The following is a 13696-nucleotide window of genomic DNA, read 5'->3' as shown; positions in this document are numbered from 1 at the left end:
CTGAATCTGACCGTCTCTGGTCAGAGCAGAAAAGCATATGTTGAGCGTGGGGCTTTGTTTATCGGCTCGGCTGCCAGCCGGGCTTTTGGTGTTCTTTGGGTTTGTAGGTTCCTTTGGTAGTATCGATCACCGCCTGCAGCAATTCGAGCTTCTGCCATGTGGGGCAGTTCAGACGGTCGACTTTTTCGATCACATAGTTGGCGTGGGCGGTTGCGACCCGTTTTCCGAGTTCGTCCCATCCCTCTTTCGTTTTGGGGTAATGTACCACCACTTCAATGGGGGCACTCTTTCGCATGGCTCACTCACCTCCGATTACATCGCTATCACCTCATTTTTACGGGTTACTGGTTGTCCGCTATTCGCTGCGGTTTCCGCTCAGAACGTTCAGAGCCAGACTGACCAGCAAAGCCATATCAATGCGGAGCATTTCAGCCTTGCTGGCATATGACCGGGCCGCGAATTACGGAAGTATCATTATCTGGAAGTACCTGAAGCTGCATATTCAATTTTCAAGGTCCGCCCGGCTGCGGCTCCCGCTCCCTTTCGGAGGTGGGCCGCTGCCGTGACAATAGTGTATCGTACTTTCGAGCAAAAGTTTATGGACTCGTAGTCCAAGTCACCCACCCTCTTAGTCCATATATTGTATACAACAGTCCCAAAAAGCAAAAAATCCCGCCTGAAGAGCAAAACCTTCGCTTTGCCCTCAGACGGGATGTCTTTCGACACGACTGTTATAAATTCAAAAAAGCTCTTGACCTGAAGTCAACTTTAAGGATTATACTGAACCTGTCAGAAAAATTTTTGCCGCTCTTATGCGGCAGGCATGATGATAAAGGAGAATTCTCTGCACACCAACTTTTTACGCTCTGCCCACTTTGTTTCGCTGTAGTGATCGTCTGATACCATTGCTGTTCCCGTAGCGGCTTTCACCAGCAGCGTCATGGGACGGCCCAGTTCATCTTTCATTCCGGGAATCCTTAGCATCTCTGCAGAGGTTCGTTGTCATATTCGCTGGTATGGAGTGGTTTCACTGGCTGCATTGAGCTTCTGATAACATCCAAAATGGTCTGATTCGCCGGGAGCCACGGAACGGAATCAATGTCATCTTTTGTCAGCCATCGTGCAGCTTCCGCTTCTTTCAGCACAAGCTCGCCGGAAACCACTTCACACCAGAAGCAGTCCATGGAAAGATGAAACGCCGGATAATCGTACTCGAGTGTACCAATTAAATCCCCCACAGCAATTTCCGTGTCCAGTTCTTCTTCAATTTCCCGCTTCAGAGCCTGCTGTGGGGTTTCGCCCGGCTCGATTTTGCCGCCCGGAAACTCCCATTGACCCTTGTAGTCACCATAACCGCGGGCGGTAGCGTAGATTTTGCGCTTTTCCTGCATGGAGTCGCAGATCACAGCGGCCACAACACGAATCGTTTTCATAACGTTCTCCTTTTGGATTCATTATAATGGCCGACCGTCAGAAGTCCCACCGACACGATAGAACACCCTGTTTCCTGCTTTTCTTGCAGTAAGCAGCCCCATCTCATGGAATTTCATCACAAACGTCCGAATGGTTGCATACGCAGCGTTTCGGAAATCCTTTTCCAGCTGCTTTGTGGTAAACTCCTCTGCACCATAAGCAGACAGAACATACTCCCAGAGCAGCCGTTCTTTTTCTGTGATTTTTCCTTCCGCAAGAGCAGTTTGATATACCTCAAGATCAGTTTTCGACGGGACTGCATCCACCTGCAGGCGGTTATAGACCTCATTGCAGAAGTAGAACAGAAAGGGAGTCACATCCGTATAGCCGGAAATCAGAGCATTTCTCTCCACGCGTTCGTAGGCTTTGTAATATGCGCCCTTGTTTTCAGCGATGTATCGGGAAAACGGCGTGAACAGTGCTGCAGGATAGCCCTGCTGAACAAGATACCAGAGGTGAAATAGCCGTGCAGTGCGTCCATTCCCGTCAAAATAGGGGTGGTAGTACGCAAAGACAAAGTGCAGAATGGCAGCCTTATGCAGCTCATTGATGCCGTCATTGGCATTCGCAAAATCGACAAGACATTTCATGGCACCGGGAAGCCGCTCTGCCGGAAGTCCCGGTCTGGGTTCTTCACCGCCCACAATAAAAACCTCGCCATGCCGATAAAAGTGGTTTGGCAGTAATCGATCTTCATCCGGGAGATAATCCCCTGTGCTGATCTGATATAGGTGATGCAGATTCTCCTCGGTAATCGTATTCTGACGATTCGCGATAAACTCCAGTCCGCGCTTCATACCATAGATGCGGGCTTCTTGTTCATCACGAGGGGCATAACCATCGAGGATATAACGGATACTGCTGCGGGTCGAGCGGATACTTTCAATTTGAAAAGTAGCATAAATTTCCTCGGTCATCGCCGACAAACCGAAGTTTTGTCCACTGACAGGGACAGAGAGCAACTGCTTCATACCATTTGTTGAAATTTGCGCGAAGTTCGGCAGGTAAAACAGCTTATTTCCAGAAAAATCAGTCAACGGCAGAGGCTGCGCAAAGTTTTGCTGCAGCAATTCGGCAAATTCTTTGACGCTGACAGTCGAGTACTTGTATTCCATCCGATTGAGTTCAAACAAATGCTTATCTGAAAGCATTTTGGCAAACTGTGCCCCATCCATTCTGTCCACCTCGCAGTTGATACTCATTGATACTATATAGTATCAATATACCGATTCTTTATAAAAAAGTCAACCGAAACAGGCCGAACCAACTTTTTTCTATACTTTCCGTCAAAATTCCCGTGGCACAGCCACAAATCACATCTCCATCGGCTTATTCCCCATTTCGTCCAGATACGCATTCAAAAATTCCGCTGCAAGGCTGTTGGGACGGATGTTTTCTCTGGCTTCCTGTGGGGTGAACCACTTGCAGCGGTCCACTTCGTGGTTGATATGCAGCGCCTTTGCGGTTCTGACGAAAGCCGTAAAGTTGCACATCAGCGTGTTAGACGGCTCAAAAAACTTGGTACGGTTGAACCGGAGGTGCTCTACTTCCAACCCGGTTTCTTCCCGGACTTCCCGCACCACGGCGTGTTCTTCTGCCTCACCGCGGTTCACATATCCAGCCACCAGAATATAAGAGGGCTTGCCGTACTGCTGGATGAGCAGAATTTTCCCGGTTTCCTCATCCACAACAATCATGCTGACCGCCACATTGTACATCGGGAAACGGTATTGCTGGCATTTCGGGCAGTAAGGCACAATGCCCTCTTCTTCCAGTTCTTTTTCAATCAATGCCGTACCGCATTCAAAGCAATGCTTCTGAATCATTTTTACACTCCAAACACCGTTTTTGTCAGTCGGATGCCTGCCGCCGTTTTCATCGTATGTTCCATAAAGGTTCGGATTGCCTGCTGGTCGTACCCGCTTTCGGACGCATTGACGATATAATCTGCCTCAATCAGAATCTGATAGTCAATGCCGTCGATCTGCGCCGGACTATGGTGGTGCCCTACCAGATACGCCACCCTATCAATTTGTGCAGCCGTCATGCCGGTATCCGCCAAGAACTCCCGCACCAGCGGGGCACCCTCCTGCTCCTGATATTTACCATTGGTGTTGCCGTACTTTTTGCGGCAGAGCGGGCAGGCGATATCGTGGGTGATGGCCGCCACCTCCAGAATAAACTGCGTGTCTGCGTCCAGCCCCTCCAGCTCACCAATGGTTTTGGCATAGGTCCACACGCAGCTCAGGTGAGTGATGTCATGGATATTCCCTTCGGAAAAGGCGATCATCTTTTCCATGATCTGTGCAATGGTCATCATTTGTTTTCACTCCCGTTTTTAACACTTAAATGTTCACCTTGATAAACGCGAACTTATTCTTCAAATTTTTTATGACACTTTGGACATTCTTTAGGGATCGGCCTATAACCAACAAGCGAGCAACCGCAATAAGGACATTTCATCATGGTGAGATGATATACAATACCACCAATAACAACCATTGCACCGATTAGCAGGCATATGTTTACTCTGTACTCCTTTGCCGTCATTGCTCCTATTACTGCGAGCAATATTCCTATCATCAAAATGATCCAAGAAATGGCAGCCTGCTTTTGTGGACTATTGTTTTTCATATAATCACACCCCTCTACAAATTCCAATTTATCAAATAAGAATTCCCGTCAATTTTTCTCTTGATGCGGCTCGTTTCTAAGAGTAGGAACGAACTGTTCTGTTGCCGGAGACGGACCATTCAGGTCGATCTCCGGCAGTATTTTTGTTATCGCCTATTAAAAAACAGCCGGAACGACTTTCTGCTGCGTTACATCGATGATGCCGTATGTATTCAGTCTGAGTTTTGGAATGACCGGAAGGCTGACGAAGGCGAGGGTCATAAAGATGCCGATATCTTCCGCTACACCATGTGCCTTGAGGGCATCGTTCAGCGCCTGCATTTTCGCCGCAACGCTCTCTGCGCTTTCGGTGCTCATCAATCCGGCCACCGGAAGCGCAAGTTCTGCCACGACCTGTCCATCTGCCACAAACGCAAGTCCGCCTTTGTTTTTCCGCACGGTGTTGCCGGCCAGCATCATATCGGTATCGTTGTCCCCTGCCACAATCAGGTTATGGGAATCATGTGCGATGCTCGATGCAACGGCTCCGCATTTCAGGCTGAAGTTTCCTAAAAAGCTAATGCCCACATGGCCGGAGTGATGATGCCGCTCAAAAACGGCCAGTTTTACGATGTTGTGTTCCGGGTCCACACCGGGAGCTTTGCCCGGATGCCGTTGGAACGGGATGATTTTTTCCTCCGTAAGCAGCTCGCCCCGGTTCAGGCAGATGACACGCTCCTGCTCCCCGCTTTCCCGAAGTTCCAGGTCCTGCAGTGTGATCTCATCCAGATCAAAGGAATCCATAACGTGGGAAAATCTCACACGGTCGATGTCAAGCGGTGCGGGTTTCAGCGTTTTTCCGTGCTCGGCCACCAGCGTGCCATTCTTGTAAACCTGTTCGACCGTAAAGGATTCCAGATCAGGAACCACAACCAGATCTGCCCGGTACCCCGGTGCTACGGCACCGCGCTGCTTGAACCCAAAATACTGTGCCGGGACCAGCGTTGCCATTTTGACGGCCACTGCCGGGTCTGCGCCCAGCCGGATCGCTTTACGGATGTTGGAATCGATGTGTCCGCTGTCCAGCAGGTCACCGGGGTGCTTATCATCCGTCACCAGCATACAGCGGCTGCAATAAGGCTCCCGGAACAGCGGCATCAGGGCCTCCATATTTTTGGCAGCCGTTCCTTCCCGGATCATGATATATTGTCCGCGCCGGAGTTTTTCCATGGCTTCCTCAATGTTGGAGCACTCGTGATCGGACTGAACGCCTGCCGCAATATAAGCATTCAGGTCCTTAGCGCTCAAAAGCGGCGCATGGCCATCCACGATTTTTCCCGCTTCGGTGCAGTCGCGGATCTTCTGCAGGATCTTCGGGTCACAGTGCACCGTTCCATAGGCATTCATCAGTTCCGCAAGCCCCAGCACACGGGGATCGCCGTAGTAAGGCCGGAGCTGTTCTGCATTCAGCACCGCACCGGATTCATCCAGATCCGTGGCCGGAACACAGGAGGGCAGCATGAAATAAACCGAAAGGGTCAGATTTTTTGTCGTTTCCAGCATAAAATCCAAGCCTTCCAGCCCCGCAACGTTCGAGATCTCGTGTGGGTCTGTGACCACCGCAGTGGTACCGTGGGGCAGCACTGCCTGCTCGAAAGCCGGACCACAGAGCATGGAGCTTTCGATGTGGATATGCCCATCGATCAGGCTCGGGCAGACATATTTGCCGTGCAGATCAACTTCTTTCCGGCCATGATACGTGCCCACGCCCACGATCGAATTTCCGCTGATGGCAATGTCAGCGGTGTCGATCTCATCGGTAAACACATTGACGATTCTGGCATTTTTCAAAACCAGATCAGCCAAAGCATCTCCTCTGCCTGCCGAGATCCGGCGTTTCAGCTCATCAGACTGCATAGAAATATCTCCTCTCTCTGAAGTTCGATTTTCTCACCTGTGGATTGGTTCTGCCATTATTCTACCACGCCTTGCCGCTGCGGAAAAGATGTCGGGAAACAAAAATGGCCCCGGAGGGCTTGTTACAGCTCTCCGGGGCCACTTTATGTGCGTTGTGCCTTGGCGCAGACCGTCAGCACTCCACTGCCACCTTGATCACGCCGTCCCGTTTCTTTTCAAACAGCTCGTAGCCCTCTGCGATCCGGCGCAGGGGGTAGGTGTGGGTGATGAGCGGTTCGGTATCGATCTTGCCTTCTGCGATGAGACGCAGCGTTTCTTCACAATCGCAGCCGTCCACGCCGCCGGTCTTAAAGGTGAGGTTTTTGCCGTACATTTCCGGCAGCGGCAGGGTCTGTGCCTTATCGTACAGCGCCACCACCGTCACAACGGCGTTGGGCCGTGCACACTCCCATGCCAGCCGGAAGGTGGAATCTGCCCCTGCCACCTCCAGCACCACATCGGCCCCGCCGTGGTCGCTGTGGGCACGCACAAAGGCGGCGCAGTCCTCCGGCTGCACGGTAAGCACCTGCGGGTAGTGCCGACGGATGAACTGCAGGCGGCTTGCGTCCTTTTCACAGACGATGATGCGCTTGGGGCTGTGCAGCATGACGCACAGCAGCGTGCAGATGCCGGTCGGCCCTGCACCGAGGATCAGCACGGTATCCTCGGGGGTGATTTCCGAGATGCGTGCCGCCCAAAAGCCGGTGGCCAGCACATCGCCCACCAGCAGCGCCTGCCGATCGGTAACGCCGTCAGGGATCTTGTTCAGTCCCTGATCCGCAAAGGGCACCCGGACATACTCGGCCTGCCCGCCGTCGATGCGGCAGCCCAGCGCCCAGCCGCCGTTTTGATCGGTGCAGTTGTTCACAAAGCCTTTTTTGCAGAAAAAGCACTCTCCGCAGAAGGTCTCCACGTTCACCGTCACCCGGTCGCCGGGTTTCACATTGGTCACCGCACTGCCCACTTCTTCCACGATGCCCACCATCTCGTGCCCTACCGTGATGCCGGGCACCGCCCGGGGCACGCTGCCGTGCTTGATGTGCAGGTCGCTGGAGCAGATGCTGGCAAGGGTCACCTTTACAATGGCGTCCCGCTCGTGCTGCAGCACCGGCTTTGGTTTTTCCATCAGGGCAAACGTTCCCTCTGAAACATAGGTATAGGTCAGCATGCTTTTTACCTCCACGCGCTTTGATCTTTCCGAACGGAGTATACCACGCAGCTATGGCAAAGAGCAAGCCGCAAAAGGCCCGCCCTTTGCGGCAGCTCTCCGCCGATCAGATCTTGGGCTGATACTGCATGCTGGACACATTGTAAATGGTAACAAAAGCCTTGGGGTCTTCCCGGTTGATAAAGTTCATCAGCTTCTGATATTCGCTCTTGTCCACGATGGTAATGATCTCGTTGTGCTTTTCCAGATTGTATGCACCGATGGCCTCGTACATGGTCGCACCGCTGTGCAGGTCATGGAGGATGAACTGACGCAGCGCCTCCTCTTTTTCGGTGATGATGCAGACTCGGCGTTTGATGCTGTTATCAAAGATGAAATGGTCCAGCACGATGCCGTTGAAGTAAGTACCGAGGATACTCAGCACCACGGTCTTTTTATCGTAAACCAGGGCCGCGGAAAGCGCCACACACATTCCCGACAGAGACATGGCTTTTCCCAATTCCATGTGCAGGTACTTGTTCATGATCTTTGCCACGATATCCAGCCCGCCGGAGGATGCATTGCGGTTGAACAAAATACTCAGCCCGATGCTGACCACCAGAATATAGCACAGCACGTCCAGCTCCTGACTGCCGGTCATCGAGCCGAACTCCGGGAACAGCTTTTCAAACAGCCCCAGAAACACCGGCAGCAGCACACTGGTGTATACGGTCTTTGCGCCAAATTCTCTGCCGCAGGTAAAGAACCCGATGATGAGAAGCACGACGTTCAGGATCATCGTAATGACCGACAAGGGCAGCGGCACAAAATTGGACAGCACGATGCCAAGGCCGGAAATGCTGCTGACGGATGTATGGCTCGGCACCAGAAAAAAGAAAACGCCCGCCGCAATGATCGCCACCGCCCCGGTCAGGACTGCCGTCTCCCTCAGGACTGCGCCGGTCTTTCCTTTTACATCACTCATCTTTGTCCCCCTAAAGTCAAATTTGTTTCACCGATTTCCTCATCTTTGTCGATGCGGACAAGGAGCTTACCGCCAAAGCGTTTGTATTCCATAGTGAAGTACCTCCATAAATTCTGAAGTTGCTGTTCTCAGTATACCATGTTTTTCCCTTGCGGAAAAGATAGCGAAACAAAAATGGCCCCGGAGGGCTTGTTACAGCTCTCCGGGGCCACTTTATGTGCGTTGTGCCTTGGCGCACACGACCGGCGTTTTACTCGATTGCAATCAGATTCGGGTTCTCAGGCAAAGCCTTCGTCTGCTGAGGAGCAGGCAGCTCGATGTGCAGGACACCATCCTCGAACTTTGCGTGGATGTCTTCCTTCTTCACATCGCCCACGTAGAAACTGCGCGCGCAGGTGCCGGAGAAGGATTCGCGCCGCAGATAGCGGCCCTTCTTATCCTTTTCGTCGCTGCTGTGGCTGCGCACTGCCTGAATGGTCAGGTAGCCGTCGTTCAGATCCATCTGGACGTCTTCCTTCTTGCAGCCCGGCAGGTCAACCGCTACTTCGTAGCCGTTGTCCGTCTGTTTGACATCGGTCTTCATCATGTTTGCACCACGCTTACCAAAGGCGCCACGAGCCTCACGGTTCATAGCACGTTCCAGTGCAGCGTCATTCCAAAACGGATCGAAGAAATCATCGAACAGGTTTTCATGGAAAACAGTCGGCATAAGCATAAATCATTCCTCCAATCCCGGCGTTCGGGTCGGGGCAAAAAATCTGAAGCGTCCACTCGGAAAGGCTTTCCGGGGAGCCTTGCGGTTCTCCTTTTGCCCTTCCTCCTGAGCACGCCACTGTTATAGCACCGTTCATTAGCAGTGTCAACAGAAGAGTGCTAAAGTTCATGAAAGAATAATACTTTTATAAAATCCTATGCAATCTTTTCAAAATTCAGTCACATCATCGCATTTTATATCATCTTGGCAATCATGAAGCACAACAGTTCATATGCTTCCCGGATATCCTCCGGCAGACGTTTCAAAGTCTCGTCCCGCAGTTCCTGCGGCATCCCGTAAAAAGCTTCGGCAATGCCGCCGGTGATGCAGGCAAGGGTGTCGCTGTCGCCGCCCAGAGAGACCGCATTGCGAAGTGCATCCTCAAAACTGACGCTTTCCAGAAAAGCAATGATTGCTTCCGGCACAGTTTCCTGACAGGTCTCCACATGATGATAGGTCGGCCGAATTTCATCGCAGGTACGGTTCAGGTCATAACCGAAGGTCTGCTCCACATACCGCTTGATCTCCGGCTTGCTGTGACCGGTGCGTGCCAGAAAAATCGCTGTCGCCGTGGCCTGCGCGCCTTTGATGCCCTCCGGGTGGTTGTGGGTGACTTCAGCGGTCACTTTTGCCATTTCCAATGTTTTGTCCAGCGTGTCGAACAGCCAGCCCGCTGCCGACACCCGCATAGCCGAGCCGTTACCGAAACTGCCATAGGGATTCGGATTTTCTGCGTGCAGCCACCGGCGGAACATCCCGCCGTAACCGGCATGAGGGTATGTTTCTCCCCAAATGCGCATCTCGCTCTTTGTTTCTTCAAATGTTCTCTCCGGGATGCCCTTACCTGCAATCAATCCCCGTGCCACCGCAGCGGTCATGACGGTATCATCGGTGAAGTGCGATTTCTCGCTCAGCAGCGGAAAATCCTTGTGCTTGTAATTGTTGTGGTCAAATTCATTAGGATAAACAGGATAACTATATCAGCGGGGACCTCCGGGCTCCTGCTTTCTTTCTGTTCTGCCGCCGTTTCGTGCATAATGCCGCAAAAAGCGTCATTCTTGAAAACTTTTTGCCACAAATTGCCAGATTTTACTTGACATTGTCCCTTTTAGGGTCTATAATGAGGGTACAAGAAAACGCTATGACCCAAAACGGGTAGGAGGACAAAAAGATGTTTGAAGTGACCTATCAGGAAGTAAACAAGCGCGACGAAGTCGTCACCAAGCGCAAGTCTTTCAAGACTGCTGCCGCCCGCGACAAGTTTGTCGAGAGAGCATCCCAGAAGGACAACTTCCTTTGTGTTCTCGCTTACGCTGGTTAATGGAGGTGCTCAAGATGTTCAAGAAAATCGTGAAATCCATTGCCGCCATCAAGACCGAGAACGACCGCGACGAGTGCTACTGGCAGATTGACCGCGCATTCGAGGAAGAGCGCATCTCCTTTGAGGACCACGAGCTCCTCTACGGTCTGGCCGGTATGGTTGAGGTCGCTTAATTTTTTTTGCTTTCGTGTGTCCCTTTTAGGGACGTTAAGCAAGCAGCAAGACCCGTTTCGGGTAGGAGGTTTTTATGGAGCTCTACAAGTACACCGGCAGCGTTGCCGCCCTCACCGTTCGTTTCGGCAAGGCCGAGACCATCACCCTCTACGACAGCTATGACGACAGCGTCGCTCCGGTTCGTCTGGATGTTCGCGGGGCTCTGGCCGAGTACATCAAGAAAATCGAGGGCACGGACAGCGAGGAGCGGTACATGAATCTCGACTGGTACTACGACTTCAATATGCTGCTCCGGCGCATCGAGGTTCCGGGCGTCCCGTCCGAAAAGTTCCAGATGGCCGGTGTCCCGGCCAAGGTTCTGACGCAGACCCGCAGCAACCCCGACGAGCTCGTCTGCTTCGGTTGCCCCGACTTCATCAACACGAGCAAGCCGGTCTCGATGGGTCAAGATGATTACCAGAACTTTCTCATGTGGAAGCGTGAGAACAGAGATTAAGGAGGTGCGCGTTATGACGCAGGTAAGGTATTTCGGGTTCGTCAAGGCCGAGGAGGTCGCCCGGGCGGCCGCCGCTGCCGCTGCCTTTCCGTACAACGGCTATGTGTATACGTTTGAATAGGAGGTTCTTCTGATGACTGTTCTTGAGCGTTTGAAAGCTGCCGGGTATGACCCGGCCGTGTCCCTGTTCCCTGACAGTATCGGGAATGCTGGTTCCATGGAGTGCGAGCGCATCCAGATTCGCACGTTCTTCTGCCGTCCCCGTGAGAACGAGGCCGCCATCGGGGTGACCGCAACCGCGATGACCCACTTCTCTGACGGCTCGACCCGTCCGTACCCGGACGGCTGGCCGCGCAGCCTCGAGGCCAGCGTCACGCTCTACTTCGCTGGCGACGCGGACTTTCATTATTTCGGCAACGTCGCCACCGACCTTGTCGGCTCTGATGCCGAGTTTCGTTACAGGCTCTTGAGCCGCTGTATTCAGGACTGCAAGTATTTCCTCGGCTGCGGCTCGCGTTTCAGCAAGTACCTCTGGGGCTGCTGCGTTGAGAATCATATTCAGGCAATGCGCATCCTGTGGGACAGCTTTTCCGACGACGAGAAGCCGGAGTGGACCTCTCTCGAGGAGATTGAGCGGTTCAGCAAAAAGATGCTTGAGGAGGAGATTTACTGATGGCCACCCAGAATTTCAAGTTGTTTCTCGGCTGTCTCGGAAACGGCGTCACGGTCTGTAACTCCGCCGTGATGGAGAACGGCGATTTTAAGATGGTCGCCCACATCTCCGTCGAGGGCAAAATCACATGGTACGTCAGCGAGGACTATCCGCCTGCGGATGCTCTCGCCAGCATCCGGGCCTGCGCCGAGCAGGAGCGAGTAAAGCATCAGGCATGGCTCGATAGTCTGTCTCCGGCTGCGCGCCGGGAGTATGAGCTTGAGCACCTGCCGCTTCCCGAATTTCTGCAGGAGCTCCGCAAGGCAAGAGAAGCAAAGGAGGGAGCCTAATGGCCCGCGATATTCACGATTACGACAGCCTCAAGGAGGCGTACAGTGACCTGCTCATGTTCGAGCGGTTTCCCGGTCCGGTGCATAGCGAGCGCGTCGAGGAGTTCGTCATTCAGCTCAAGCGCGACATCCGGGAGTACGTCAATCGGGATTCTGATTACCACATCGTCCGCGACGAGCTCGATTCTTTCGTTGAGCTTGTTGAGCTGCCCGACTACACCGCCGACTATTCCGAGGAGCGGGCTCTCTTGTGGTTCAAGATGTACCGGTCCTACCGCCTTTTCGACGAGCTGGGCTGCGGCGGGCAGTTCTTCACCACCGGCGTCAAGCTCTTCCGCCGTCGCGGTCGCTGGTACGCCTATCATTTTGTTTCGGTCGATATGTAAGGAGGCTCGCATGGAAATCAATATCACATACAAAAGCCCGGAGCACGAGGCCGCGTTCCTGTCTGAGCTTCAGCGGATTCCTCACATCGTAAATCCCGAATCCGGGCGCATCAATCCGTATTGGGGCGCGTCCCTGTATCTGCTCTCCGCGCTCACGCGCTGGCCGGAGCTCCGCATTGCCGTCATTGGTGAGGACTACATGATGTTTACGGCTGCAGAAGAGGCGTTCAATTTAAGCCAGAATGAGCGCATCGTCGTCGAGCTGGCTGCCAATTTCTATAATGCCGGTCTATGGGAGATGCCCGGTTTCGAGATGGTCTACGCCACCTGCGACACTGCTTTCACGCTCATTCTTGAGGCGTTCCGCCTGCGTCGTGCAAATCTCTTTTACAAAGACGGGGAGGTGTCCGCAGAATGGGAAGAAAGAAAATGAGCCTCCGGCGCGCCGTCGCCATCCTGCGCCTTGTCGCTGCGGATGACCTGTCCTCCGGGCGGGCAATCGACGGGCAGAATGAGGCTGCCGCCGTCGTGCTGGAAGATTACGAGGAGACAAAGAAAGAGCTCGCAGATTGGGTGAATGCTTCTCCCGAGGAGCTCGCCGATGTTATAGCCGGGATGTAAGGAGGCCTGTACCGTGGCTGCTGTCTATCGGACGTTGTATGAGAAGTATGAGCAAAACGACGTTTTGCACGTCGGGATTCAGGAGGTCGTCGAGGCCGAAAAGGAAATTGACGCGTTCCTCAAGTCTCTCGACCGGAACCAGCGCGACCAGCTCGACACGCTGCTGGGACGTCTGTCCCGTGCCTACGAGATGCAGGGCTTTCTTTTCGGCGGTCTCGCATCCGGCGCAAAGTGGAACGGCAAGACGGCTCCCGAACCGGGCGACGGATACGGCCGGAGCGTCCGCGCCTATCACGGCTCAACGCTCGCTCCGGTCTGCCAGATTGACCGCAAGACAAATCAGGTCATACATGAGTATCCGAGTATCGCCGCTGCCTCCCGTGCTACCGGTCTGGATGACAGCGCAATCGGAAAGGTATGCAAGGGAAAGTTACCCCATGCGGGCGGTTTTCTCTTTCGGTACATCGAGCAGTAAATCTTTCACAGGTACGCAAAAATATTTCAAGTTTTTGCCATTTTGCTCTTGCTTTCCACGCGCTCGCGTGGTATAATATAGTCAGTTGAGGGGGCTGCCCCTCAACGAGTAAGGTGGCAAGGCCAGAAAGGAAACAAAATGGACGACGAAATGAATACCGCCGAGGTGCTTCGTGACGAGGCAAAAGAGAACCGGACCCGTGAAATTCTTGAGCTTATGCGTAACAGCAAAACGCTCGAGGAGGCCGTGGAAAAAGTAAAAGCCCTGCTCAACAAGTAAGCAGGGCTCTCCGA

General features: G+C 53.2%; 21 protein-coding genes and 1 pseudogene. 10 read left to right on the top strand and 12 right to left on the bottom strand.

Annotated elements, in window-relative coordinates; genetic code table 11:
• Positions 1-58: 58 nt before the first annotated feature.
• The 12 genes and pseudogenes from MTP41_RS13010 to MTP41_RS12955 form a co-directional block, all read right to left on the bottom strand.
• A complete protein-coding gene (locus tag MTP41_RS13010) occupies positions 59-295 on the bottom strand; it encodes a hypothetical protein (RefSeq protein WP_249235689.1) in 237 nt (78 codons plus the stop codon).
• A 515-nt stretch (positions 296-810) separates the two neighbouring features.
• On the bottom strand, positions 811-966 hold the full coding sequence (locus tag MTP41_RS13005) for a hypothetical protein (protein ID WP_249235688.1): 156 nt from the start codon (positions 964-966) through the stop codon (positions 811-813).
• Positions 967-977: 11 nt separating this feature from the next.
• Complete coding sequence (locus tag MTP41_RS13000; protein ID WP_249235687.1) at positions 978-1433, bottom strand: (deoxy)nucleoside triphosphate pyrophosphohydrolase; 456 nt, start codon at positions 1431-1433, stop codon at positions 978-980.
• Positions 1434-1454: 21 nt separating this feature from the next.
• Entirely contained in the window at positions 1455-2648 is a 1194-nt protein-coding gene (locus tag MTP41_RS12995; protein ID WP_249235686.1) for a Fic family protein, read from the bottom strand.
• 138 nt (positions 2649-2786) lie between these two features.
• Positions 2787-3299, bottom strand: coding sequence for an NAD(+) diphosphatase (locus MTP41_RS12990; protein ID WP_249235685.1), 513 nt, complete (start codon positions 3297-3299; stop codon positions 2787-2789).
• Positions 3300-3301: 2 nt separating this feature from the next.
• Complete coding sequence (locus MTP41_RS12985) at positions 3302-3793, bottom strand: HD domain-containing protein (protein WP_118528179.1); 492 nt, start codon at positions 3791-3793, stop codon at positions 3302-3304.
• A 53-nt stretch (positions 3794-3846) separates the two neighbouring features.
• Positions 3847-4107, bottom strand: a complete 261-nt coding sequence (locus MTP41_RS12980; RefSeq protein WP_249235684.1) for a hypothetical protein — start codon at positions 4105-4107, stop codon at positions 3847-3849.
• Between the two features lie 156 nt (positions 4108-4263).
• Entirely contained in the window at positions 4264-6003 is a 1740-nt protein-coding gene (gene ade / locus MTP41_RS12975; protein WP_249235683.1) for an adenine deaminase, read from the bottom strand.
• 172 nt (positions 6004-6175) lie between these two features.
• A complete protein-coding gene (locus MTP41_RS12970) occupies positions 6176-7210 on the bottom strand; it encodes an alcohol dehydrogenase (RefSeq protein ID WP_055191191.1) in 1035 nt (344 codons plus the stop codon).
• A 106-nt stretch (positions 7211-7316) separates the two neighbouring features.
• Entirely contained in the window at positions 7317-8174 is an 858-nt protein-coding gene (locus MTP41_RS12965; RefSeq protein WP_005946315.1) for a YitT family protein, read from the bottom strand.
• Positions 8175-8424: 250 nt separating this feature from the next.
• The gene (locus tag MTP41_RS12960; protein WP_249235682.1) at positions 8425-8889 is read right to left on the bottom strand and encodes an Hsp20/alpha crystallin family protein; all 465 of its coding nucleotides are present in this window, start codon (positions 8887-8889) and stop codon (positions 8425-8427) included.
• Between the two features lie 233 nt (positions 8890-9122).
• A pseudogene (locus MTP41_RS12955) lies at positions 9123-9887 on the bottom strand (ADP-ribosylglycohydrolase family protein); the annotation flags it as partial.
• 212 nt (positions 9888-10099) lie between these two features.
• Here MTP41_RS12955 and MTP41_RS12950 point away from each other — a divergent pair.
• From MTP41_RS12950 to MTP41_RS12905, 10 genes are all read left to right on the top strand, one after another.
• On the top strand, positions 10100-10249 hold the full coding sequence (locus tag MTP41_RS12950; protein WP_181966851.1) for a hypothetical protein: 150 nt from the start codon (positions 10100-10102) through the stop codon (positions 10247-10249).
• 14 nt (positions 10250-10263) lie between these two features.
• Complete coding sequence (locus MTP41_RS12945; RefSeq protein WP_181966852.1) at positions 10264-10422, top strand: hypothetical protein; 159 nt, start codon at positions 10264-10266, stop codon at positions 10420-10422.
• 74 nt (positions 10423-10496) lie between these two features.
• Positions 10497-10919: a hypothetical protein gene (locus MTP41_RS12940; protein WP_129872806.1), complete on the top strand. Its 423-nt coding sequence runs from the start codon at positions 10497-10499 to the stop codon at positions 10917-10919.
• 133 nt (positions 10920-11052) lie between these two features.
• Complete coding sequence (locus MTP41_RS12935) at positions 11053-11592, top strand: LPD11 domain-containing protein (RefSeq protein WP_249235680.1); 540 nt, start codon at positions 11053-11055, stop codon at positions 11590-11592.
• Positions 11592-11921: a hypothetical protein gene (locus MTP41_RS12930; RefSeq protein WP_249235679.1), complete on the top strand. Its 330-nt coding sequence runs from the start codon at positions 11592-11594 to the stop codon at positions 11919-11921. Before MTP41_RS12935 ends, MTP41_RS12930 begins: the two co-directional genes overlap by 1 nt.
• Entirely contained in the window at positions 11921-12307 is a 387-nt protein-coding gene (locus tag MTP41_RS12925) for a hypothetical protein (RefSeq protein WP_249235678.1), read from the top strand. The genes MTP41_RS12930 and MTP41_RS12925 overlap by 1 nt, the downstream gene beginning before the upstream one ends.
• A 10-nt stretch (positions 12308-12317) precedes the next feature.
• Positions 12318-12740, top strand: a complete 423-nt coding sequence (locus MTP41_RS12920; RefSeq protein ID WP_249235677.1) for a hypothetical protein — start codon at positions 12318-12320, stop codon at positions 12738-12740.
• Positions 12722-12928, top strand: a complete 207-nt coding sequence (locus tag MTP41_RS12915) for a hypothetical protein (RefSeq protein WP_129872801.1) — start codon at positions 12722-12724, stop codon at positions 12926-12928. Before MTP41_RS12920 ends, MTP41_RS12915 begins: the two co-directional genes overlap by 19 nt.
• A gap of 13 nt (positions 12929-12941) precedes the next feature.
• Positions 12942-13403, top strand: a complete 462-nt coding sequence (locus MTP41_RS12910) for a hypothetical protein (RefSeq protein WP_129872800.1) — start codon at positions 12942-12944, stop codon at positions 13401-13403.
• Positions 13404-13541: 138 nt separating this feature from the next.
• Positions 13542-13682 carry a protein phosphatase gene (locus tag MTP41_RS12905; RefSeq protein WP_129872799.1) on the top strand — a complete coding sequence of 47 codons (141 nt, stop codon included), beginning with the start codon at positions 13542-13544 and terminating at the stop codon, positions 13680-13682.
• Positions 13683-13696 lie beyond the last annotated feature (14 nt).

Source organism: Faecalibacterium sp. I4-3-84 (genome assembly GCF_023347255.1).
Taxonomy (GTDB): Bacteria; Bacillota; Clostridia; order Oscillospirales; family Ruminococcaceae; genus Faecalibacterium; species Faecalibacterium taiwanense.
This window is presented reverse-complemented; position numbering and strand designations above follow the sequence as displayed.

Excerpts from the sequence above, each read along its gene's own strand:
- MTP41_RS12990 (WP_249235685.1), bottom strand. The coding sequence starts at position 3,299 with ATGATTCAGAAGCATTGCTTTGAATGCGGTACGGCATTGATTGAAAAA.
- MTP41_RS12915 (WP_129872801.1), top strand. The coding sequence starts at position 12,722 with ATGGGAAGAAAGAAAATGAGCCTCCGGCGCGCCGTCGCCATCCTGCGC.
- MTP41_RS12905 (WP_129872799.1), top strand. The coding sequence starts at position 13,542 with ATGGACGACGAAATGAATACCGCCGAGGTGCTTCGTGACGAGGCAAAA.
- MTP41_RS12980 (WP_249235684.1), bottom strand. The coding sequence starts at position 4,107 with ATGAAAAACAATAGTCCACAAAAGCAGGCTGCCATTTCTTGGATCATT.
- ade (WP_249235683.1), bottom strand. The coding sequence starts at position 6,003 with ATGCAGTCTGATGAGCTGAAACGCCGGATCTCGGCAGGCAGAGGAGAT.
- MTP41_RS13005 (WP_249235688.1), bottom strand. The coding sequence starts at position 966 with ATGAAAGATGAACTGGGCCGTCCCATGACGCTGCTGGTGAAAGCCGCT.
- MTP41_RS12945 (WP_181966852.1), top strand. The coding sequence starts at position 10,264 with ATGTTCAAGAAAATCGTGAAATCCATTGCCGCCATCAAGACCGAGAAC.
- MTP41_RS12925 (WP_249235678.1), top strand. The coding sequence starts at position 11,921 with ATGGCCCGCGATATTCACGATTACGACAGCCTCAAGGAGGCGTACAGT.
- MTP41_RS13010 (WP_249235689.1), bottom strand. The coding sequence starts at position 295 with ATGCGAAAGAGTGCCCCCATTGAAGTGGTGGTACATTACCCCAAAACG.
- MTP41_RS12920 (WP_249235677.1), top strand. The coding sequence starts at position 12,318 with ATGGAAATCAATATCACATACAAAAGCCCGGAGCACGAGGCCGCGTTC.
- MTP41_RS12960 (WP_249235682.1), bottom strand. The coding sequence starts at position 8,889 with ATGCTTATGCCGACTGTTTTCCATGAAAACCTGTTCGATGATTTCTTC.
- MTP41_RS12995 (WP_249235686.1), bottom strand. The coding sequence starts at position 2,648 with ATGGATGGGGCACAGTTTGCCAAAATGCTTTCAGATAAGCATTTGTTT.
- MTP41_RS12935 (WP_249235680.1), top strand. The coding sequence starts at position 11,053 with ATGACTGTTCTTGAGCGTTTGAAAGCTGCCGGGTATGACCCGGCCGTG.
- MTP41_RS13000 (WP_249235687.1), bottom strand. The coding sequence starts at position 1,433 with ATGAAAACGATTCGTGTTGTGGCCGCTGTGATCTGCGACTCCATGCAG.
- MTP41_RS12985 (WP_118528179.1), bottom strand. The coding sequence starts at position 3,793 with ATGATGACCATTGCACAGATCATGGAAAAGATGATCGCCTTTTCCGAA.
- MTP41_RS12965 (WP_005946315.1), bottom strand. The coding sequence starts at position 8,174 with ATGAGTGATGTAAAAGGAAAGACCGGCGCAGTCCTGAGGGAGACGGCA.
- MTP41_RS12940 (WP_129872806.1), top strand. The coding sequence starts at position 10,497 with ATGGAGCTCTACAAGTACACCGGCAGCGTTGCCGCCCTCACCGTTCGT.
- MTP41_RS12970 (WP_055191191.1), bottom strand. The coding sequence starts at position 7,210 with ATGCTGACCTATACCTATGTTTCAGAGGGAACGTTTGCCCTGATGGAA.
- MTP41_RS12930 (WP_249235679.1), top strand. The coding sequence starts at position 11,592 with ATGGCCACCCAGAATTTCAAGTTGTTTCTCGGCTGTCTCGGAAACGGC.
- MTP41_RS12950 (WP_181966851.1), top strand. The coding sequence starts at position 10,100 with ATGTTTGAAGTGACCTATCAGGAAGTAAACAAGCGCGACGAAGTCGTC.